Raw genomic sequence first — 20,029 nt, 5'->3', positions numbered from 1 at the left:
CAAATGTAGCAATTTAGTGTGCATTAAAACGATGATATTTCTTGTATTCCTCCCCGAAACCGTTATTTTTGTGGAATGCAAGAATTTAAAATCGAGGGCGATTATATACAGCTTATACAGTTACTTAAAGCTTTAAATTGGGTGGAGCATGGCGCTATGGCACAGTTGGTTGTGTCGGAGGGATATGTCAAGTACAATGGACAGGTCGATTATCGGAAAAGACTCAAATTGCGGCCGGGAGATGTGGTGGAGTTTGACGGGATGGAAGTAAAATTGGTGTAATATTAAACAATATTGGTAAATAGAAAACTTAAACCTTAAAGAATCATAGAATGGAAGTCATAGAAAGTTTGGGCTATCAGGTATATTTTGATGACACGCTGGCCTCGCTAGAGACGTTTTTAGCTGCACGCAATTATTCCAAAATCATTGTTCTGGTCGATACGAATACGTTGGATAATTGCCTGCCTTTATTTCAGCAGGCCCTGCCCAGTTTATCCAACTATGATGTTATCGAAGTAGATCCCGGGGAAGAAAATAAAAACATCGACTTTTGTATCGGTGTTTGGCAAAATATGCTTGATTTTGGTGCTGATCGACATTCCCTGTTAATTAATCTGGGCGGCGGGGTCGTCACTGATATGGGCGGTTTTGCGGCTTCCACGTTTAAGAGAGGGATGGATTTTATCCAGATCCCAACGACACTACTTTCGCAGGTAGATGCTTCTGTGGGCGGCAAAACGGGCATAGATATGGGCAGTGTCAAGAATATTATCGGTACATTCGCACAGCCTCAGGCCGTGTTTATTTCCAGCCTTTTCCTAAAGACCTTGGATAAGAGACAGCTCATTTCAGGCTTTGCAGAAGTCATCAAACATGGGCTTATTTTCGACCAGGCATATTATAATCAAGTGAAAACACTGGGTATCGATCAGGTTGACAATGCCCTGATCAAGCATTCTGTTTCGATCAAAAATAGGGTCATTCTGGAAGACCCAAAAGAGAAGGGACTCCGCAAGATCCTGAACTTTGGGCATACGATCGGACATGCCATCGAAGGCTATTCCCTGCAGCATGACAAGCGACCGTTGCTGCATGGTGAGGCTATTGCTGTAGGCATGATCTGTGAGGGATTTCTTTCTCATAAGCTGAACGGACTTTCGCTGACGGATCTGGACGATCTGATAGCTACCTTTAGAAGATACTTTAATGACTATAGCTTCAGTTCGTCCATTGATACCACGCTTTTGGAACTTATGCGCAACGATAAAAAGAACCTGTCCAATCAGATCGGCTTCGCACTGCTTGACCGTATTGGCAGCTGCCAGTATGATATATTTGTATCCGAAGAAGATATCATTGAGAGCCTTGATTTCTACCGTGAACTGACTGCAGGATAAAATTTGATATAATAACCATTTATACCATGAACAGATTATTGATTTTACTATTTTTCATTTTGGCAACCGGTTTCGTTGCCAACGCGCAACGGCGTGTTCTGATATTCAGCAAAACAAAGGGATTTAGACACAGCAGCATCGAGAAGGGTGCAGAAGTCCTAAAATTGCTACTGGATAAAGAGAATATTGGGTCTGACCACTCGGAAGATGCCGCATTGTTTACCGACGGAGAGCTGCAAAAATATGGCGCTGTTATCTTTCTGAGCACGACAGGTGACATCCTGGACAGTGCACAACAAGCAGCGTTTGTCCGTTTTATTCAGTCCGGTAAAGGTTTTGTCGGTATCCACGCCGCGACAGATACCGAATTTGACTGGCCTTGGTACAACGGGCTGGTCGGAGCTTATTTTGCATCCCATCCCGCTGTACAGAAAGCGAAAATCGATGTGCTTGATCAAAAGCACCCTGCAACCGCACATCTCGACAAGGTTTGGTGGCACAAAGATGAATGGTACAATTTCAAGGATGTAAAAGACGGTCTGCACGTGCTGATGAATCTGGATGAAAAAAGCTACGAGGGGGGAAAGATGGGCGACCATCATCCGATTTCCTGGTCACATACTTACGATGGAGGGAAGGTGTTTTATACCGGATTGGGGCACACAGCCGAGTCCTATGACGAAGCTGAGTTTAGGCAGCACCTGATTGGCGGTATTTTGTCTGTACTTCCCAAAAAATAAACTTGGGGCCAACGGCCCCCTTGAAAATGTGAAAATGCCCCGATATGGCTGTCCATGTCGGGGCATTTTCACATTCAGGTATCGGCCGAACCTGGATTTCCTCTAATACTTCAACCTGCATTTCGCTCCCAGACTGAACCATCTCCCTGGCATGGGGGCAGCGGCGGCCTCGACATAACTTTTGTCAAAAATGTTCTGGATGTCAGCAAAGATATCGACAGTCGTCCACTGGTAGGATGCCCGAATATCCGCTATGAAGTAGCTTTTATAACTGATGCGTTCATTGAAACGATTGGCCGTTGTCAGCGTCCAGTTGTTATGATTTATTGTAAAATTGAAAATGACCTGATGTCTGAGGCTTTCAATGGCGTATTTTGACAGTGTGCCGTCAGCGACAGTCACCTCAGGATGGAGGTAGTTGTAGCTGACTGTCGTATAATATTTTGTGGCTGCTTCCGGATCGCTGAGTTGGTAGCGGAAGGAGGCGTTCAGACCATTGACGGTATTTTTTCCGATATTGGCCGGCTTCCATGGGACAACTGTTCCTGTTTCTGTGTTTTCCGTTGATTTCTGCCAATCGATGAAATCGGTAATGTTGCGGTGGAAATAGTTGGCCTGCGCCACGATACGGTTTGATAAGTACTTGATTCCCCCTTCGATCTGATAAGCGTTTTCAGATAATAGATCAGGGTTTCCGATATTCGCTGTCTGATTGATGTAAAGATCGGTAAAGGAAGGTACTCTTTGCGCGGAGCCGGCGCTCAGGACCAGCTTCCAATGCTCATTGAGGTCATAGCCCAGATCAAGGCCGGGAAATACCTGCCATCCGAATTTAGAATTGTAATTCACATAGGCGCCCGTGCTGAGCATAAGCTTCTCCATTGCTTCTGTTTTAAACTCCAGGTATCCGCCATAGTTATTCCGGGTGTGGGCGCCAATCGCCGTGCTGTTGATCTTCTCGAAGCGGCTTTCCAGTCCCAGTCCAAATGTTCCATAATGTTGTTCCAATGACATATTGACTTCAGCGCCGAATACATTGCTGTAGTGCTTTGACCTACCTTTTGCTGTCGACCGCCCCAGATACCAATACTCATCTTCATTATAGCGGTTGCTCAGCCTCGGACTGATTGCAAAAGCTGGGCTCAGCTGGTGTTTGGACTGTATGGAGGAGAAAGCTGTTTTGACCTGCTCATAAGCATCGTTGTCGGTCGGGGCAGCATAGTATCCATTTGCGCCAAAACGGTTGTTGATATAGCCGAAATCGGCCTTTACCTGATTAGTGGCGTTTGGCTCGTAGGTTCCGTTGTAATAGAATTTGTCATTGTTTGAAGCGGTATTGTAACGTTGTCCGTTGGTATCCTCATGTCCAAAATATACCCCGTGGCTCATGCGCTCTGTCCGCAGCTCTGCGCCAATCTGCGCACCCTTACCATAGTATTTTCCGGAGCTGGTCTGTTCATTATCCTTGAAAGAAGTACCTCCATATACCTGTGCACTGATCAAGTTAGATTCCGCACGTTTGGTGACGATGTTAATGGCTCCTGTCAGGGCATTGATCCCAAAGATACGGGAAGCCGGTCCCCTGATGATTTCGATGCGCTCTATGGCTTCCAGTGGAACCGGCAGATTCATGTTGTGATGTGCACTCTGTGGATCTGTTATTTTGATTCCGTTCAGCAGGATGGCGGTTTGTTCAAATGATCCCCCGTCAATACTGACGTCGGCCTGCGAACCAAAGGGGCCACGCTGGCGGATATCCACGCCGGGGATATTGGACAACAATTCGTTGATGGACCGGTTTGGCAATCGCTGGATATCTTCCTGCGTTAATATCTGAATATTTTTGCTCTGCTTTGAAAATGGAATCTGAAGCCTGTTCTGGTTGATCATGACCTCATTTAATAAAGTTGTGTCCCTGGTCTGCGCATGTGCAGCGCCGATGGAAAGCACGACAGCAAGTTTTGTTAATGTAATTTTCTTCTTCAACATGATTGTGTTTGTTCAAGTAATATGCGACGCCATGTTATGCACAAGCTGTCAAGTTTCTGTGCAATTGCAGTTACGGCAACGACAGCGTCTTTCATAGAGTTTGACGGGACAAAACTAAGGAGTTGACCAAGAAATAAAATAGTCCGGTATTGATAATGTTGGTAGTCCGGAATTCTTTCCTTTTTATTACATCCATTCTTCCCGCCCGATAGGCTTTTTGCCCCATGTTGTCAGAGTATCCTGCTTGTTGTCTTCCATCATTTTGGGAGCCGCGGAAAGATCTGGCTGACCTGCTTCGATCCATGCTGAGTACCAGTAGGAAGCCACGCGGCTGATGGTCTTTCGCATTCTTCTTTCCACCATTCCGTTCAACGCGCTGTGGTAAGCTGTAGCGTAGGCGTCCGAATAGGTCCATATCAACTGGTTATTACGTTCTATAAAGGAGTTTTTCTGGGTGGATTTAAATTCTCTGTTGAGTGTGGCTTCAATAGTCAGTACCGAGTCGACCAGCAGGTTGCTTTCCCTGATGATATTCCAGGCCTCGCGCAGCGGATCTTCGATATACTGTGCTCTTCCCACCAGGAGATTGTAACGGCCCGCAAACATTTCGGGCAAGCGGCTCTCCCAGAAAGCGTGTATCCCTATCTGTCCCGTTAGCTGACCATTGTAATTTTTGGTTGTGTGCAGCGGTACATGGGCATCAGCGATATAGTGGCCCAGATCCGCCGAATGTTTGATAATCTGCGGATAATGCTTTGATTGAAAGGCCTTCACCAGCTTCAGGTAGGTGAAATTGATCTGCCAGGGAATGATCCCATTTTTTAATAATTCCCGTTCGCGAAATTTTTCTTTAACCTGTGACCAGTGTAGGGGGATGGAGTCGACGGCTCTGTCCGGACGGTAGTCTTCGATGTCTATAAAATGTCTCGGACCTTCGGCGCTGTCCACAAAACAGCGTTTGTCGGGATCGACAGCTTTTTCGGTAATCAGCTCAATGTTGGCTTTATAAAATACCGCCAGTTTTGACGGTAGAGCGAATACTGCATAATGATTGATTTTTTTGTGCGCAAAAAATCCCCAGGAGCATAATGTTGATATGACGACCAGGGATAATCCCCAGTAGAAAGGAGCCTTGATCATAGTAAATTGGTTATTAATTAATTGCTAACTTTAAATATACACAAATTCAAATTAAAAACATATTAACTTAAGCGGATGGCGCTGTTAATTTATGTTTTGTTAACATAACGAAACAATAAAATAACATTGATAGTCGTTTAAATTCATTAATTTGCCGACACAAATACAGTAATTATGAAGATATTGTATGCCGTACAGGGCACTGGCAACGGGCATTTAAGCCGCGCGATGGACATTGTTCCCTGTCTCAGGGCCCATGGTGAGGTAGACGTGCTGGTCAGTGGCATCCAGGCAGACCTGTCTCTGCCTTTTGAGGTGAAATACCGTTTTCACGGACTGAGTTTTATTTTCGGAAAGTCGGGCGGAGTCGATCTCTGGAAAACTTTTATGAGTTCTACGATACGTAAGTTTACCAGTGAGATCAAAAGTTTGCCGATTGAGGAGTATGATCTTGTGCTCAATGATTTCGAACCTATTTCTGCGTGGGCCTGCCATTCGAAGGACCTACAGTGCATCGGGTTGAGCCACCAGATCGGTGCGCTGGATCCAGCGAGCCCAAAACCTGAGGAAAGCGATATGCTGGGCAAGTTTATTATGAAGAACTATGCACCATCTACACATTCCTACGGATTTCATTTTAAACGATACGCCAGAAACATCTATCCACCGGTCATCCGTAATGCAGTCCGTGAACTGGAAGTGACGGACAACGGGCATTACACCGTTTACCTGCCGGCCTACGACGACGCGCACCTGCTTAAGCATCTGATGAAGTTTCCCGATGTGAAGTGGGATGTGTTCAGTAAACACAACTCACGGCCTTTCGAAATGAAGAATGTGACGATAAGACCGATCAATAACCGGTCGTTTATTGAAAGTATGGCATCGTCATCGGGAGTTTTGTGCGGTGCAGGTTTTGAAACACCGGCAGAAGCCTTATATTTGAACAAGAAATTGCTGGTCATCCCGATGAAAAATCAGTATGAGCAGCATCTCAATGCTGCTTCGTTGGAGGAAATGGGGATTCCCGTCATTTCGAGCTTGAAGCAGAAAAATATGCTGGCCATCGAAGCTTGGCTTAACAGCCGCTCGAGGGTAGAAGTTGATTATCCGAATATAACACAGGAAATTATAAATGAAATCGTGCAGAAGCACCGTTAAGTAACACATGAAATACATTGCATTAGCCCTATTATCATTGACTACAGTAGCTGGATTTGCCCAGCAAAAGAAAAAAGTCAGTGCTGTCAGAAAGAAGACAGTCAATACCTCCAGAACAGCAAATACGTTGGTGACTAAGGCCGATACCGTATCCTATGCCTTTGGTATGGACATCGGAAGATCGTTAAAATCCACGGAGATCGACTATCTCAAAGCCGATGTCATTGGCAAAGCGATTGCCGCTGCTTTAAAGAATGAGCAGGCCTTGCTTGAGGAAGGGCAGACGCGGGAAGTTATCCAGCAGGCGATTATGGATATGCGCACTAAGAAAGAGGCGGAGAGCCGGGCAAAGGAAGATAAGTTTTTTGCTGAAAACGCCAAAGTGGCCGGCATGAAAACGACCGCCGAAGGTATACAGTATCTCGTTCTGAAAGATGCCGATGGTGCCAAACCTGCAGCTACTGACGAGGTGACCGTACATTACAGGGGTACACTGCTCGATGGAAAGCAGTTTGACAGCTCCTATGATCGCAACGAACCGCTGAAACTGTCTCTACAACAGGTCATCAAAGGCTGGCAGATCGGTATACCGCTGATGTCCAAAGGCGCAAAATACAAGTTTTACATACCGAGCCGGCTGGCCTACGGAGCGCAGGCCAAGGGCAATGATATCCCTGCTCATAGTACACTGATCTTTGAGGTGGAACTGCTCGATTTTACTGCCAATGGAACAACGTAATTTAGGCAAGAGCTCCATTCAGGTTTCGGCAGTCGGTCTGGGCTGTATGTCGTTGAAGGCTAATCAGCCCAAACAGAGCAAAGATATCCTGCGCCGGGCTTTTGAGAATGGCATTACCTTTTTTGACACTGCCGATCTTTATGACAAGGGGCAGAATGAGACGATCGTGGGAGAGGCCCTACAGCCCTTTCGGAAAGACGTGGTACTGGCTAGCAAGGTGGGCAACGCCTGGCGGGCCGATGGCTCCGGATGGGACTGGACACCGTCAAAAACATACATCATCAAAGCCGTAGAAGGGTCTCTTTCGCGGCTCCGAACCGACTATATTGATCTGTATCAGTTGCACGGCGGGACTATCGACGATCCGGTAGAGGAGATCATTGAGGCCTTCGAGCTATTGCAAATGCAGGGCAAGATCCGGGCGTATGGTCTCTCATCGATACGGCCCAACGTCATCAAAACCTATATCTCCAGGGCGTCGATTGCGAGCGTCATGATGCAATACAGTCTTTTGGACAGAAGGCCAGAGGAAGAGATGGTTGAATTGTTGTCGAAGCACAACGTCAGTATTATAGCCAGGGGATCGTTGGCCAAAGGGATGTTGGTAAACAAACCTGCTGGAGCCTATCTGCAATATAGCTCTGGAGAGGTGGCACATATACTCCGCAATCTGGATCAGGCCATTAAACGGACTGGCAAAACGCGGGCGGCAGCAGCGCTGTCGTACGTGCTCAGCAGTGCGGCGGTGGCTACCGCAGCAGTGGGAGTAAGCACTCCGCTTCAGCTGGATGAACTGATCGAAACCAAGCAACAGATCGCTGCGCTCGATGAGCTGAGCAGGAAGGAGCTGCTCGAAGGTGTCCGGAATATGTATTATACCGAACACCGTTAGGCCGTTAAATTAGCTGTTAAAACAAGCTCAGTATTCTATCCAGATCCTCTGGCGTGTCCACAGCGATGGTCTCATGCGGCGTTATGGCCGTTTGGATGGCATAGCCGTTTTCCAGCCAGCGCAGTTGTTCGAGCGCTTCGGTTTTCTCCAGGTCAGAGACCGGGAGCTGTGTTAATTCGCGTAGCGTCGCGGTGGTATATGCATAAATGCCAATATGTTTGAAATACTGCTGATGTTGCAGCCACGCTGCAGGCGCTATGCCCCTTAAAAACGGAATGGTCTGTCTGCTGAAATAGAGCGCTTCGCCCTTTAAATTCCGTACCACTTTCGGGATATTGACATTGAATAGCTCCTCCTGTGCGGTGATCGCTTTGACCAAGGTGGCGATTTTCGTTTCTGGCGACTCAAAACAGCTGGCCAGGAGATCAATCTGTTCAGGGTTAATAAAGGGTTCGTCCCCCTGGATATTGATCACAACATCATATCCCTGTTCTTTCGCGATTACCTCAGCACAGCGGTCTGTGCCCGATTCATGCGTAGCTGCGGTCATGGCCACATGTCCACCAAAGGAGAGCACCTCCTGCTGTATCCGCAGATCATCGGTGGCGACGACAACTTTATCTATTTTTGCTGACTGCTGCACCTGTTCGTATACCCTACGGATCATGGTCTTACCCTTGATATCCACCAGAGGTTTGCCCGGAAACCTGCTCGAAGCATATCGTGCAGGAATAATACCTAAAAATTTCATTTACGCTAACGTTTTTAATGTCAAAAGCCTGTAAATATGGTAGTTTACAGGCCTTCTGTTCTTTCTGATCTGTTTAATCAAACAGACCGAACAATTCAGCTTCTACTTTTTGGATGATGCTGCCCAGATCTTCGGGGTTTGTTGTAAAATCCAGATTATCCTTATCTAAAATCAGCACTTTACCCTCCTTGTAATTGTTGATCCACTTGTCGTATTTATCATTTAATTTGGATAAATAATCCAGACGGATTGCCGTCTCATAATCGCGGCCTCTTTTTTGGATGTTATTGACCAATGTCGGTACCGATGCCTTTAAGTAGATCAGCAGATCCGGAGGTTTGATGTAGTGGATGATGCTCTGAAAGATATTGCTATAATTTTCGAAGTCCCGCGCGCTCATCAGCCCCATATCGTACAGGTTTTCTGCAAAGATATACGCATCCTCATAGATGGTACGGTCCTGGATCATATCGATACCCGTCTCCTGCAGTTTGACGATATGACGAAAACGGCTGTTTAAAAAGAAAATCTGCAGATTGAATGCCCAGCGTTTCATATCCGAATAAAAGTCTTCGAGATAAGGGTTGTTGTCGACGGCTTCAAATTGCGGTTCGAATTTGAAGTGGCTTGCCAATAATTCGGTCAATGTAGTTTTTCCGGCACCTATATTTCCGACGATAGCTATATGCATATGTTTTAAGCTTAATAAAATCTTTTAATACCAATAATCTCGCGCACTTCTTTCAGTGTTTTTCGTGCAGACTCACCCGCTTTCTCGGCCCCCAGTCTAGCGACTTTGGCGATGTAGGCATCGTCATTGGCGATATCTTCGATGCGCATGCGGACATCATTTGTTGCCAGCACCATATCTTCCGCCAGTTGTTTCTTGAAGTCTCCATAACGGATTTCACATCGATTGTACAGATCGTCAAAGTGCTGTAATGTATCCGGGGCCGAAACGACTTTCATCAGATCAAAAAGATTCTGTATGGCTTCGGGCTTAGCTTGGTTCATTTCTGTCGGTCCCGAATCAGATACTGCGCGCATCACTTTTTTACGGATGACGTCGGCGCTGTCCGAAAGGTATATACAGTCTGCTTCACCATTCGATTTACCCATTTTTCCCTGTCCCGCCAGCCCCGGGATTTTCACGAGCTTATCTGAATAGGAGAATGCAAAAGCCTCTTTGAAATAATCGACATTATACAGGCGGTTAAAGCGGTTGCCAAACGTGCGGGTCATTTCCAGATGTTGTTCCTGATCTTTGCCTACCGGTACTTTGGTCCCATGGTGGATCAGAATATCGCAGGCCATCAATACCGGGTAGGTCAGCAGGCCGGCGTTGACGTTGTCCGGGTTGCTCCGTACTTTATCCTTAAATGCCGTTGCCCGTTCCAGTTCACCCAGATAAGCGTTCATATTCATGTACAGGTAGAGCTCGGCTACTTCGGGGACGTCAGACTGCACGTAAATGGTGGATTTCTCGGGGTCTATGCCCGCCGCGAGATATTCGACGATAACCTGCCGTACAGTTCCTTGTAGACCATGTGGGGTAGGGTGCGTGGTCAAGGAGTGTAAATCTGCAATGAAAAAAAAGCAATTATATTCATTTTGCATTTTCACGAAATTGCTCAATGCACCATAGTAATTTCCTAAATGTAATTTTCCGGTACTTCTGATACCGCTAACAACTGTTTCCATATTCCTGCGAATTTACGCATTAATTTGACAAAGTCGAATTAAAATGCCCATGTAGGGCCGCCTTTTGATCGGCTGCTGTCATTTTTTTAATGTTTTTGCTTCATTCCAGTATACGTCCATTTCTTCGAGGCTCATGTCCTGCAGGCGCTGTTTATTCTCGGCTGCTTTCTGCTCCAGGTACGTGAAGCGTTCGATAAACTTTTTATTTGTACGTTCCAGCGCATTTTCGGGGTTGATGCCGATATGCCGTGCATAGTTGATCAAGGAGAACAGCAGATCTCCAAATTCAGCTTCGGCACGGCTATGGTCTACCGTATCTGTCGATTCAATATTAAATTCGGCTTTGAATTCGGCCAGTTCCTCTTCCACTTTTTCCCATACCTGTTTTTTGTCCTCCCAGTCAAATCCGACCCCTCGGACTTTGTCCTGAATGCGGTAAGCCTTGACTAGAGCCGGCAGCCCTTTTGGTACACCCGAAAGTACTGAAGCGTTGCCCTCTTTAAGTTTGATCGTCTCCCAGTTGGATTTGACCTGTTCTTCGGTGTCCGCGTTGACGTCTCCATAAATATGCGGATGGCGGCCGATCAGTTTGTCACAGATGGCGTTGAGCACATCCACGATCGAGAACCTGTTTTCTTCCTCAGCGATACGCGCATAAAACACCAGGTGCATCAGCACGTCGCCGAGTTCCTTCTTGATTTCCGGATAGTCCTGATCCAGGATCGCGTCAGTCAGTTCGTACATTTCTTCCATCGTAAGATGGCGCAGCGATTCCATCGTCTGTTTCTTATCCCAGGGGCATTCCAGTCTTAAGGTGTAGAGTACATCGAGCAAACGTTGGAATGCCAGCTGTGGGGTATGCTGATAAGCCGGAGCTATGAGATTTGCCATGTCAGATTGCGTTTTCTTTTCACAAAAATAGAAATATGATTCCGAATAAACTATTTGGAATTGTCGAAAACAAAAGCCGCGGGCTAATCGTTTTATAATAAAAATAGATTTACAACAGATTAAGACAATCAGCTATGGAAAGAATGCATGGATACTCTTCGGCCAGTGTTGCGCTGGAAAAATTAAGTGGTATGGGGTATACGATAGATTATAATGTTGAATTTGATGAACTCCTGGCGCACGCCGATGAATATAAGATTGATTACCTATACCGTTATGAAGGGGCGTCAGATCCGGGGGATGAATCTACTGTATATGGTATAAGCCGTAACTCCGGTGAAAAAGGTGTTTTTGTAGCCGGTAACCTATCACTGATTGAAGGGAAAAAGCGTGACATCCTGCTGCAGCTGGAGCTTAAAGAAAGAGAACACTAACAGATAAGAAGAGCCCACGGGCAGATAATTTTATCACAATGGACTACAAAATGAGAGAAACAGCGCGGCTGGCGGAGCTCAAAGCCTGGGCGTTGGGCCGGGATGGAAAGCCTGCCGGCGGAACCTATTCGGAGCCTGCGACCGACCGTTTTTTACAGGTATACCGTAATGAGGCGCTAAATCTGATGAAAGCAGGATCCTATAATGAGGGCGCCGGACTGTTTGAAGCCTATGTGGAGCTCCATTATCCACAAGATCTGGAAAAGCTCGTCGGCAAACTGGAGCGTAGTTACGAAAGTCTGGAACGATTTAACGCTGATCTGCTCGAAGAAGGTTTCTATAACCTGGTCCTGAGCGATATTCCATTGCATATGGAGGGAGCTGTCATCGTGCTGCTGCGGGCCAAAGAAGCTGAGTTTCCGGCTATATACAATAATGATCAGGATGCTGACATGCGCAGTTCACCACATTGGCTGCTCGAGCAGGCGTACAGCCATATATGGGTCGACATGCATCAGACCGCCTTAAACAACCAGCACTATCCGCACCGAATGTTGTAAGTTTTGGCAAAATTTTTGTTGTTTCTCATTCGTGTACGAGTGGGTATATTCTTTCTGAGGAACGCTCTCGGCCGTTTCTGAAATACTAACCATGAACTAAATTATGAATTAACTATGATCTTATATATCAGTATTTTTGTGGTCATTGTCGCTGCCTGTGTACTTCTTTCTGTCGTTATGATGAAAAAGCAAAAGGATACAGCCAAGAAGTATGAAGGGGAAGCCGGTCTGTCCATGGCCGTAGCCGTTAAAGATGATTTGCTGCAGCATGAATTCAGTGAACTGAGCAAACAGATGAACGGGGCTCCGATTGACGCGTTTACACAATGCGCCTATATTGCCACTGTCGGAGACAAGATTGCTTCGGCCGCCGCGACAGCGGCTAAGACAGCGGCATGGGCTGCTGTAGGTGTAAAGGCAAAGTATCAGGAACGCGACAATACCTCCTATCTGATTCTCAGTAACCAGGAACTGCACTATATCTTTTTTGATGAGGGCGAAGCCCGGGATCACCTCGTCTTTGACCATGAGACCCTGCTGGATGCCCGTCCCGCGCAGATCAGTAGCTCTGAAAAGGTCACGCGTATGGGCTCCATTATGGGGTTGAAGCCTAAAAAAATGCATCTTGATGTGAACGGTAATGGACTGGATCTCATCTATTATGGCACCGTGCAGCGCATGCCTGCCGGCCTGATCTCACCAGGGTCCGGCATGTTCGAAGCGCAGGCCCGGTTCCAGTTGATGGGCCGTTTTTTCCTGGACAGACTGTATCAAAAATAGCCACAGCTGCAGGATTGATCGGCAGAATTCTACACGGCGCGGGCGGAGGAGAAGAGATTGTCATCTGAGTTTCGTTTTACAACGATCGCGGGGCAATTTCTGCCGGCTTCTGCGTTGATTTTCGTAAATTGTATAGGTAATAAAAATTATAAGATATGAATGCATTAGCAGATAAAGTAGCGTTGGTTACCGGCGCAGGTTCAGGCATTGGGCTTGCTGTTGCGCTGGCTTATAGTAGAGAAGGAGCGAAGGTGGTGGTTTCAGACATCAACGAGGCAGCAGGAGCTGCAGCGGTAAAACAGATTGAAGATCAGGGCGGGGCAGCTGTGTTTTTTAAAGCCGATAGTTCATCTGCGGCAGACAATAAAGCACTGGTAGATTTTGCGGTAGCCACCTACGGGCGTCTAGATATAGCATGCAATAATGCCGGAATAGGCGGTGAGGCCGCTCTGACGGGAGATTACAGTCTGGACGGGTGGAAAAAGGTAATTGACATTAATTTTAATGGCGTCTTTTATGGCTGTAAATATCAGCTTGAGGCCATGGAAAAAAACGGTGGAGGCGTCATCGTCAATATGGCATCTATCCACGGGACAGTCGCCGCTCCGCTGTCGAGTGCCTATACCGCTGCGAAGCACGCTGTTGTCGGGCTGACGAAAAATATAGGCGCCGAGTATGGTCAAAAAAATATCCGCTGCAATGCGGTCGGACCAGGCTATATCGATACACCATTGTTAGCCCAGCTAGACCAAGAACATATAGACACCCTGGTCAGCAAACATCCGATTGGCCGGCTGGGGAAAGCCGAAGAAGTGGCCGAACTGGTCATTTTCTTAAGTTCGGACAAGTCGTCTTTTATGACCGGGGGATACTATCTGGTGGACGGCGGCTATACGGCTGTATGATATTATGCGTCGTCCATGCCCTTTCCATCGAGGATCTGCTGATAATATTTTTCGATTCGTGATTCGCGGGTTTTTGCCTGCTTTGCCTGACTGAAATAAAAGAGATACGCCTTCTGCCGTCCCGGAGTCAGCGCTTGGAAGCTATCTTTGAATGCGATATCCTCGTTAAATGCCCTTTGTAGCTCTTCAGGTACGGGGTAGTCTTCGGTTTTCCGCATGCTGACCTTCTGTCCTGATTTTTCGACGTCGATAGCTTCGCGGATATAATCTGAGATACTGCTTCTGAGCGCCTCGATATCCGCAGCGTTGGTAAATCTGAGCTGTCTTGCGGCCTGAACATTCTCCGTCTGCTGGATTAAGATCTGCTGGGGATCTTTCAGCAGAGCCCCCTTATGGAAGAGCAGCGCGCAATATTCCTTGAATCCATGAATGAGGACGATATTTTTGCCTTCATAGGTATAGCAGGGGTGCATCCATTTATACTCTTCTCTGAGCAAGGGGTTTTGCAGGACGATTTCCCGTAACAAATTGAATTCTTCATTCCATCTGCTGGAATTTTCAAAGAAATGGGCAGCTTCTACATTCATTTTACCTGAGTTTGTTTAATTAAATTGGTGAGCATGTCCTGCAGTCTGTTGTGAGCCATATTGATACCCTGAGCAAAAGGCATCATCAGCAGCTGGTCGCGGTGGTCGGCAGATTTGAAAACGATCTGCATGACCAGTCTGCTGCGCTGATCCCCGATTTTTTCAAATGTCAGGAATTCCAGCTGCACCGGAAGCGGTGAGTTTTCCATTTCGAATGTGCGCGTGATGTGTTCGTTGCGGACGATTTCGTGTATGGTGCCATTCGCTCTGAATACAGCCTTATTGTCGCGCATTGTTTCAAAAACATAAGAACCATGTTTGTGGTTTTCCCATTTCAGTACCTTTGTTCCCATCCATTGTTCAAACAGGGGCGCCTCATCGTAAGCTCTGAAGAGCAATTGCACTGGCAGATCAAACTCACGCGTGATGACGATTTCCTGTTTGCCTTCCTCGGCTTGTATTGTTGTTTTCTGTTCCATTTTAACTGTCCTTATAGTTCTTCATCAGGGTTTCGAGGGCATTGAAGCGGTCGTCCCACATCCTGCGGAACGGTTCGATGAAATCCGCTATTTCCTTCATTTTCGCCGGGTTGAGCTGGTAGTGGATCTCACGGCCGTTCTGCCTCGCCTGCAGGAGCTCGCACTCGGAGAGAATCTGAAGATGCTTGGAAACTGTCGGTCTGGCCGTATCGAAATTGGCTGCTATGGCGCCTGCAGTCATGGATTGCGAAGCCAGCAGCAGCAGTATGGCCCTTCTGGTTGGATCAGCGATTGCCTGAAAAACATCCCGTCTCAAATTCATAGTGAAATCATTTGACTCAAATATATGTGTCGTTATTTAGCTACGCAAATTTTATTGAAAAAAGCGCGTGATCCAGCTCATGGTCGCCTGTTGTGAAGCGGGTGTGGTTTGCTCGCCGTAGTTAGGACGAAGCCTGATCTCGTCGAATCCGGTTTGGCGAGATGCCGCAATGTTTTTTGAAGGCTACAGAAAAAGAAGACGGCGACGAATAGCCGGTACGAAACGCAATTTCCTTAATGGACAGGTTCGTTGTTTTTAATAGCGAGAGTGCTTCCTGAATATGTACCTTGGTGGCAAACTGAAAGAGTCCCATACCGAAGCTGGCTTTAAAACCTTTTTTCAGTTTATATTCATTAATTCCAAACAATGCGGACAGTTGTTCGATGGTGTAGAACTGAGATGTGTTATTGACGATAAATTCCTGAACATCATGGTAGATACCGATCGGTGTTTCCTTGAAGGTACATGTCGGCGCATCAGTATTTCCATGCAGGTCGATCCATTCAAACAAAAGCTGCAGTAGATTGAGTATTCTGCTTTTCATAAAGTACAGCCGCTGTAATCCTTTCTTGTCACAAGCTTTCATTTCTTTGAGTATGAGTTGCATCTGTGGACTGATGGGAATGCCTTGTTCGGCCAGCCGGACAAAAGCGTTGCTGTCTACCGCGCTGATGAAAGAATCCAGTGCAGGGATCTGTGCTGCGAACTCATGAAAATAGTCTGATTCAACATATATGTCAAGGTTGCGATAAACTACGCCCTTTTTAAAATAAATATCGACCTCTGATCCACAAGGTGTGAAATAGATGTAGTTGTGCTGCGGCCGGTAAATGTTCTGTTGCCCATTGATGCGATCTATAAGCAGTTCGTCATTGAGGAAAAATGCAATCTGTATATAGTTTTTCGTTGCAGTTTGGTAGGACAGCGTGATATCGCTGGCATACGTATACACATAGTCTCTGACAATAAATTCGGGGCTATCAAAGATGTAGGTTGTTGAAAATTCTCCCAGTGCCGTGTTTAAATGGCTGACTGTGCCGTCCTGCTCATCACGCTCATAAAATTCCATCAGTTGACCTGTCAGTTCCTGCTGTGTGTTCGCTCCCATATTCTAATGTTTTTCTCCCGAATTCGAAATTCGAATAAGCAAATGTCCTCTACTTTTGCGGTGTAAATTTAATTGTATTAATTCTAAATAAGTCATGTTTAAGAAAAGTATTCTCTGGAGCATATTGATTTTACCGGTAGCCACCATAGCACAGCAAACAGGTACAGCAAGGGAAAAAAGCGGCAAGAGCAGTTCTGCCGCTGATTCAGTCAAGATAGATACCACGAAAACCTATACATTGTCTACAGCCAATGTCGTTGCCAATAAGACGACGATTCCATCTTCCACATTGCGGTTGGGGGAAAACCTGCTGGTGACTCCGCAAAATATTCAGGTGATTGATCAGCGTCTGCTGAATGACCAGATGATACTGACTACGGCCGAGGGGCTGTCACGTAATGTCAGCGGTGTGCGTACGATCACCCATCAAGAAGAGGGGAGCGTTGGCATTGCCGTGCGTGGATTTCAGGCCTCCAACCTGCGAAATGGCATGGATGTCAGCGGGAGTTTTGGTCCGCTGCGGGAGGACATGGCTTTTGTGGAGCGTGTGGAGTTTGTCAAAGGTCCGGCAGGTTTTATGATGGGCAATACCCAGCCCGGTGGTTTTTATAATATTGTCACCAAAAAGCCTACGGGCATCAACCGAAGGACAGCGCAGATGACGCTGGGCAGTTACAGTCTGCTGCGGGCGGCTGTTGATATCGATCAGCAGCTGAGCAGTGACGGTAAGTTTCTCGGAAGATTCAACCTGATGGGCACCAAAAAGGGCAATTTCCAACAGTATGTCAATCATGAGCAGTATGTGATTAATCCTTCTTTTAAATATAATGCCAGTGAGCATACCAATGTGATTTTTGAGTATATTCTTTCTGAAAACAATTTTGAAGGTGGGTTCGCCAAATATGCCTATGGTATTGATGGCTTTAAGGAAGTGAAGAAAAACTTTTCATTCAGTGATCCGATTATGGATCCAACGAAGTCACGGGAGCATAACGTCTATGGGACCATCAACCACAATTTTGATGACGACTGGCTTTTGACGGCGCAGTTTGGCTATGTACGCTCGGAAATGGAAGGCGCATCTATCTATGCCAATTACAATAGTATTGTGCTGGCCGACGGATCCGAAGGATTGAAAAAAGGGGATGTGACCCGTAACGTCAGCATCAACGATGCACTCAACACTTCTACTGTAGGGCAGGTATTTACGCGGGGAAGGTTTAGCACGGGTGCTGTCAGCCATCACATTCTGGCTGGACTGGATATGGGCAAGAAATTTTACGTTGCAGATTGGAGCGTAGCCGGCAGTATAGTGGATAAGAGCAGGAGGTTACCCGTCAATGCCGCAGGCGAAGTGATTTTTAATATCTATAATCCTGTTTACGGAAATCTGACCAAGGATATGCTGCCTACTTATGACCGTATCCGGCCACTGCGTGAACGCGGAGCAAGTTCGCTGTCTGACTATTCGTACAGTTCGGTGCATGTACAGGATGAGGTTCGCCTGCTGCAGGATAAACTGCGTATTGCTGCAGGGCTCCGTTATACAGCGACGAAAAAAGTATCTGCTGCCAACAGTGGCAACGAGGTGAAAAACGAGGCCTTTACACCCCGCTTCAGCATTACCGGACTGCTTACACCTACACTGACGGTTTACGCGCTGTATGACGAGACCTTTCAGGAGCAGACCGGCCTGCTTGTGGACGGCGGCAGTCCGGATCCGTCGTACGGACGCAACAAGGAGATCGGTTTCAAGAAGACCTGGCTACAAAATAAACTTATGACCAATATAACGGCCTACCATCTGACAAAGACCAATATGCTTACTGCGGCGGGAGTAGACAATCCCGGCCGGTCCGAGCAGACGGGAGAGGCTACATCCAAAGGGATAGAACTCGACGTCAATGGTGCGGTCGGCAAAAACTGGAATGTCGTATTCAACTATGCCTTTACCGATGCCAAAGTAACCAAGGATAATGACCCCCAAAAGATCGGCGGCATGCTGTACGGCACAGCAAAGCATATCAGCAATGGCTGGATTAAGTACACAATTGCCGATGGCAATCTCGAAGGACTGGGGTTTTCTGCCGGCTATGAATATCAGGCCAAACGCGCGACCTGGCCTGTGGTGCAGGACCACAAATACCTGCCAGATGATCTATTTTCGATAGACCTTGGAGCCTCTTATCAGAAGAACAACTATCATATTGCGCTGCTGGTCAACAACGTGACCAACCGATACAATTATGTCGGGTTCTATCCCGGTGCATGGCGCTATACCCATTATGGATGGCGGGTTGTCAACCCACAGGGATTTAGGCTCAATCTCGCTTATAAGTTTTAGAAAGCACCCGCATCAGCAATTAAATGTAATGGCCCGGCGATCTGCATACGCTGGGCCATTGTATTTCTATTTGGATCCCCAGGATACGCCATGCCGGTACAAGCGATAATAGAAGGAGATACATCGCTTTTTAATCCAGTGCCTGCGAATTGTAAAAAGTCGGGATTTGAACCCATTAAGTCGCTATATTTGGTGAGCTAATATCATTTTGTACTCAAATGAACACGGCGCCTTCTTCTTGCCAGGGGACGCAGCTGGAAAAATGATAAAAATTATATCATAAGATATATGAAAGAGACGGTTATAAAATTTGACAAAAAGAAGCGGATTAAGAACTTGTTGGTTGGCTTTATCTTCACAATAGCCGCATTGTGTTTTTCCTATTACATTTTCTTTATCGCGGACAAAATAAGACTATACCACGGTCTTATGACGGCGATGCTAGGGGCGCTAGGGATCTATGTTGTGGTGAAGGCAGCGAAGGAACTGGGTAATGGCGACAGCATCGGACTGATATTGAATGCCGAAGGCATCACTTACAAGGCGACCCCCTTGGGTAAACAGGTTGGCCTGTTGCGGTGGAGTTCAATCGAATCTTTAAGGACCGAAAAGAGACACGGAATACATTTTGTTTTTTTGAAATTGAGGGACGCCAGTCGTGATATTCCGGCACTTGGTCCCGCCCTATACCGAAATGTCGAGACAAACGGCATACCCGTGTCAGCAGATCAGCTCGCCATCGGATTTGAGGAACTTGCACAGCTGATTGCACAGTATCACCAGCGTTATCGGTATTAACAATTATGTACGTTTAATTACCGCCTTCCGGTATGGTTGTAGAAAGCGCCCTTGTAATCCAAAACAAGTTTTGGAACGCTGTGTTTTGATCATGCATAATGTTTTAAACTCTAAATTTGGTTGCAGTAAATTGATATACAAGCTTTCCCAAAAACTTAATTCATGTCATTTTTACAATTTATTTTGAGAACACTTTGATTGTGTCTATCTTTATGAAGAAAAACGATCTAGTGTATTAATGACGTTTTTAAATAGTATATAAGCCGTACATTATTTAGCGCCAGATAGAACCTATTTCATTTGTTATC

23 protein-coding genes are annotated in these 20,029 nt (G+C 46.4%); 12 read left to right on the top strand and 11 right to left on the bottom strand.

All coding sequences use genetic code 11. The annotated features are described in order from the left end of the window. The first annotated feature begins 75 nt into the window (after positions 1-75). The 3 genes from FGL37_RS22560 to FGL37_RS22550 are packed head-to-tail and all read left to right on the top strand — an operon-like array spanning position 76 to position 2,140. Entirely contained in the window at positions 76-282 is a 207-nt protein-coding gene (locus FGL37_RS22560) for an RNA-binding S4 domain-containing protein (RefSeq protein WP_028068205.1), read from the top strand. Positions 283-332: 50 nt separating this feature from the next. Next, a complete protein-coding gene (aroB, locus tag FGL37_RS22555) occupies positions 333-1,400 on the top strand; it encodes a 3-dehydroquinate synthase (RefSeq protein WP_028068204.1) in 1,068 nt (355 codons plus the stop codon). A 26-nt stretch (positions 1,401-1,426) separates the two neighbouring features. After that, positions 1,427-2,140, top strand: coding sequence for a ThuA domain-containing protein (locus tag FGL37_RS22550; RefSeq protein WP_028068203.1), 714 nt, complete (start codon positions 1,427-1,429; stop codon positions 2,138-2,140). A 102-nt stretch (positions 2,141-2,242) separates the two neighbouring features. On the opposite strand, the gene FGL37_RS22545 is transcribed toward FGL37_RS22550, so the two are convergent. Then, positions 2,243-4,129: a TonB-dependent receptor plug domain-containing protein gene (locus FGL37_RS22545; RefSeq protein ID WP_028068202.1), complete on the bottom strand. Its 1,887-nt coding sequence runs from the start codon at positions 4,127-4,129 to the stop codon at positions 2,243-2,245. A 186-nt stretch (positions 4,130-4,315) separates the two neighbouring features. Continuing rightward, a complete protein-coding gene (locus FGL37_RS22540; protein ID WP_037532058.1) occupies positions 4,316-5,269 on the bottom strand; it encodes a zinc dependent phospholipase C family protein in 954 nt (317 codons plus the stop codon). Between the two features lie 174 nt (positions 5,270-5,443). Between FGL37_RS22540 and FGL37_RS22535 the strand changes: the two genes are divergently transcribed. The 3 genes from FGL37_RS22535 to FGL37_RS22525 are packed head-to-tail and all read left to right on the top strand — an operon-like array spanning position 5,444 to position 8,061. Continuing rightward, the gene (locus tag FGL37_RS22535) at positions 5,444-6,430 is read left to right on the top strand and encodes a glycosyltransferase family protein (RefSeq protein WP_028068201.1); all 987 of its coding nucleotides are present in this window, start codon (positions 5,444-5,446) and stop codon (positions 6,428-6,430) included. A 7-nt stretch (positions 6,431-6,437) separates the two neighbouring features. Then, the gene (bamJ, locus tag FGL37_RS22530; protein ID WP_028068200.1) at positions 6,438-7,169 is read left to right on the top strand and encodes a BamJ family beta-barrel-assembly machinery protein; all 732 of its coding nucleotides are present in this window, start codon (positions 6,438-6,440) and stop codon (positions 7,167-7,169) included. Further along, positions 7,156-8,061 (top strand): aldo/keto reductase, encoded by a 906-nt coding sequence (locus FGL37_RS22525; RefSeq protein ID WP_028068199.1) that lies wholly within the window; start codon positions 7,156-7,158, stop codon positions 8,059-8,061. Before bamJ ends, FGL37_RS22525 begins: the two co-directional genes overlap by 14 nt. Positions 8,062-8,077: 16 nt before the next feature. Here the strand turns inward: FGL37_RS22525 and kdsB are convergent, their stop codons facing one another. The 4 genes from kdsB to mazG form a co-directional block, all read right to left on the bottom strand. After that, the gene (kdsB, locus tag FGL37_RS22520; RefSeq protein WP_028068198.1) at positions 8,078-8,812 is read right to left on the bottom strand and encodes a 3-deoxy-manno-octulosonate cytidylyltransferase; all 735 of its coding nucleotides are present in this window, start codon (positions 8,810-8,812) and stop codon (positions 8,078-8,080) included. Positions 8,813-8,885: 73 nt separating this feature from the next. After that, positions 8,886-9,503: a deoxynucleoside kinase gene (locus FGL37_RS22515; protein WP_028068197.1), complete on the bottom strand. Its 618-nt coding sequence runs from the start codon at positions 9,501-9,503 to the stop codon at positions 8,886-8,888. An 11-nt stretch (positions 9,504-9,514) separates the two neighbouring features. Then, positions 9,515-10,513, bottom strand: coding sequence for a tryptophan--tRNA ligase (trpS, locus tag FGL37_RS22510; protein WP_028068196.1), 999 nt, complete (start codon positions 10,511-10,513; stop codon positions 9,515-9,517). Positions 10,514-10,591: 78 nt separating this feature from the next. Beyond that, the gene (gene mazG, locus FGL37_RS22505) at positions 10,592-11,404 is read right to left on the bottom strand and encodes a nucleoside triphosphate pyrophosphohydrolase (RefSeq protein ID WP_028068195.1); all 813 of its coding nucleotides are present in this window, start codon (positions 11,402-11,404) and stop codon (positions 10,592-10,594) included. A 134-nt stretch (positions 11,405-11,538) separates the two neighbouring features. Between mazG and FGL37_RS22500 the strand changes: the two genes are divergently transcribed. From FGL37_RS22500 to FGL37_RS22485, 4 genes are all read left to right on the top strand, one after another. Beyond that, positions 11,539-11,838: a hypothetical protein gene (locus FGL37_RS22500; RefSeq protein WP_028068194.1), complete on the top strand. Its 300-nt coding sequence runs from the start codon at positions 11,539-11,541 to the stop codon at positions 11,836-11,838. 38 nt (positions 11,839-11,876) lie between these two features. Continuing rightward, positions 11,877-12,398: a hypothetical protein gene (locus FGL37_RS22495; protein WP_028068193.1), complete on the top strand. Its 522-nt coding sequence runs from the start codon at positions 11,877-11,879 to the stop codon at positions 12,396-12,398. 114 nt (positions 12,399-12,512) lie between these two features. Continuing rightward, entirely contained in the window at positions 12,513-13,178 is a 666-nt protein-coding gene (locus FGL37_RS22490) for a hypothetical protein (RefSeq protein ID WP_028068192.1), read from the top strand. Positions 13,179-13,333: 155 nt separating this feature from the next. Further along, on the top strand, positions 13,334-14,083 hold the full coding sequence (locus FGL37_RS22485; protein ID WP_028068191.1) for an SDR family NAD(P)-dependent oxidoreductase: 750 nt from the start codon (positions 13,334-13,336) through the stop codon (positions 14,081-14,083). 2 nt (positions 14,084-14,085) lie between these two features. Here the strand turns inward: FGL37_RS22485 and FGL37_RS22480 are convergent, their stop codons facing one another. From FGL37_RS22480 to FGL37_RS22465, 4 genes are all read right to left on the bottom strand, one after another. Continuing rightward, on the bottom strand, positions 14,086-14,670 hold the full coding sequence (locus FGL37_RS22480; RefSeq protein ID WP_028068190.1) for a YdeI/OmpD-associated family protein: 585 nt from the start codon (positions 14,668-14,670) through the stop codon (positions 14,086-14,088). Next, entirely contained in the window at positions 14,667-15,149 is a 483-nt protein-coding gene (locus FGL37_RS22475; protein WP_028068189.1) for an SRPBCC domain-containing protein, read from the bottom strand. Before FGL37_RS22475 ends, FGL37_RS22480 begins: the two co-directional genes overlap by 4 nt. Before the next feature lies 1 nt (position 15,150). Next, positions 15,151-15,471 carry an ArsR/SmtB family transcription factor gene (locus FGL37_RS22470; RefSeq protein ID WP_028068188.1) on the bottom strand — a complete coding sequence of 107 codons (321 nt, stop codon included), beginning with the start codon at positions 15,469-15,471 and terminating at the stop codon, positions 15,151-15,153. Between the two features lie 121 nt (positions 15,472-15,592). Then, positions 15,593-16,579 (bottom strand): helix-turn-helix domain-containing protein, encoded by a 987-nt coding sequence (locus FGL37_RS22465; RefSeq protein ID WP_028068187.1) that lies wholly within the window; start codon positions 16,577-16,579, stop codon positions 15,593-15,595. Between the two features lie 94 nt (positions 16,580-16,673). Here FGL37_RS22465 and FGL37_RS22460 point away from each other — a divergent pair, with 94 nt between their 5' ends. After that, complete coding sequence (locus FGL37_RS22460) at positions 16,674-18,923, top strand: TonB-dependent siderophore receptor (protein WP_028068186.1); 2,250 nt, start codon at positions 16,674-16,676, stop codon at positions 18,921-18,923. Here the strand turns inward: FGL37_RS22460 and FGL37_RS22455 are convergent. Further along, positions 18,920-19,099: a hypothetical protein gene (locus tag FGL37_RS22455; RefSeq protein WP_028068185.1), complete on the bottom strand. Its 180-nt coding sequence runs from the start codon at positions 19,097-19,099 to the stop codon at positions 18,920-18,922. The two genes, FGL37_RS22460 and FGL37_RS22455, sit on opposite strands and share 4 nt — an antisense overlap. Positions 19,100-19,211: 112 nt before the next feature. Here FGL37_RS22455 and FGL37_RS22450 point away from each other — a divergent pair, with 112 nt between their 5' ends. Beyond that, entirely contained in the window at positions 19,212-19,721 is a 510-nt protein-coding gene (locus tag FGL37_RS22450) for an STM3941 family protein (RefSeq protein ID WP_028068184.1), read from the top strand. The last annotated feature ends 308 nt before the right edge of the window (positions 19,722-20,029 follow it).

Origin of the sequence: Sphingobacterium thalpophilum, from assembly GCF_901482695.1 — a bacterium.
GTDB lineage: Bacteria > Bacteroidota > Bacteroidia > Sphingobacteriales > Sphingobacteriaceae > Sphingobacterium > Sphingobacterium thalpophilum.
This window is presented reverse-complemented; position numbering and strand designations above follow the sequence as displayed.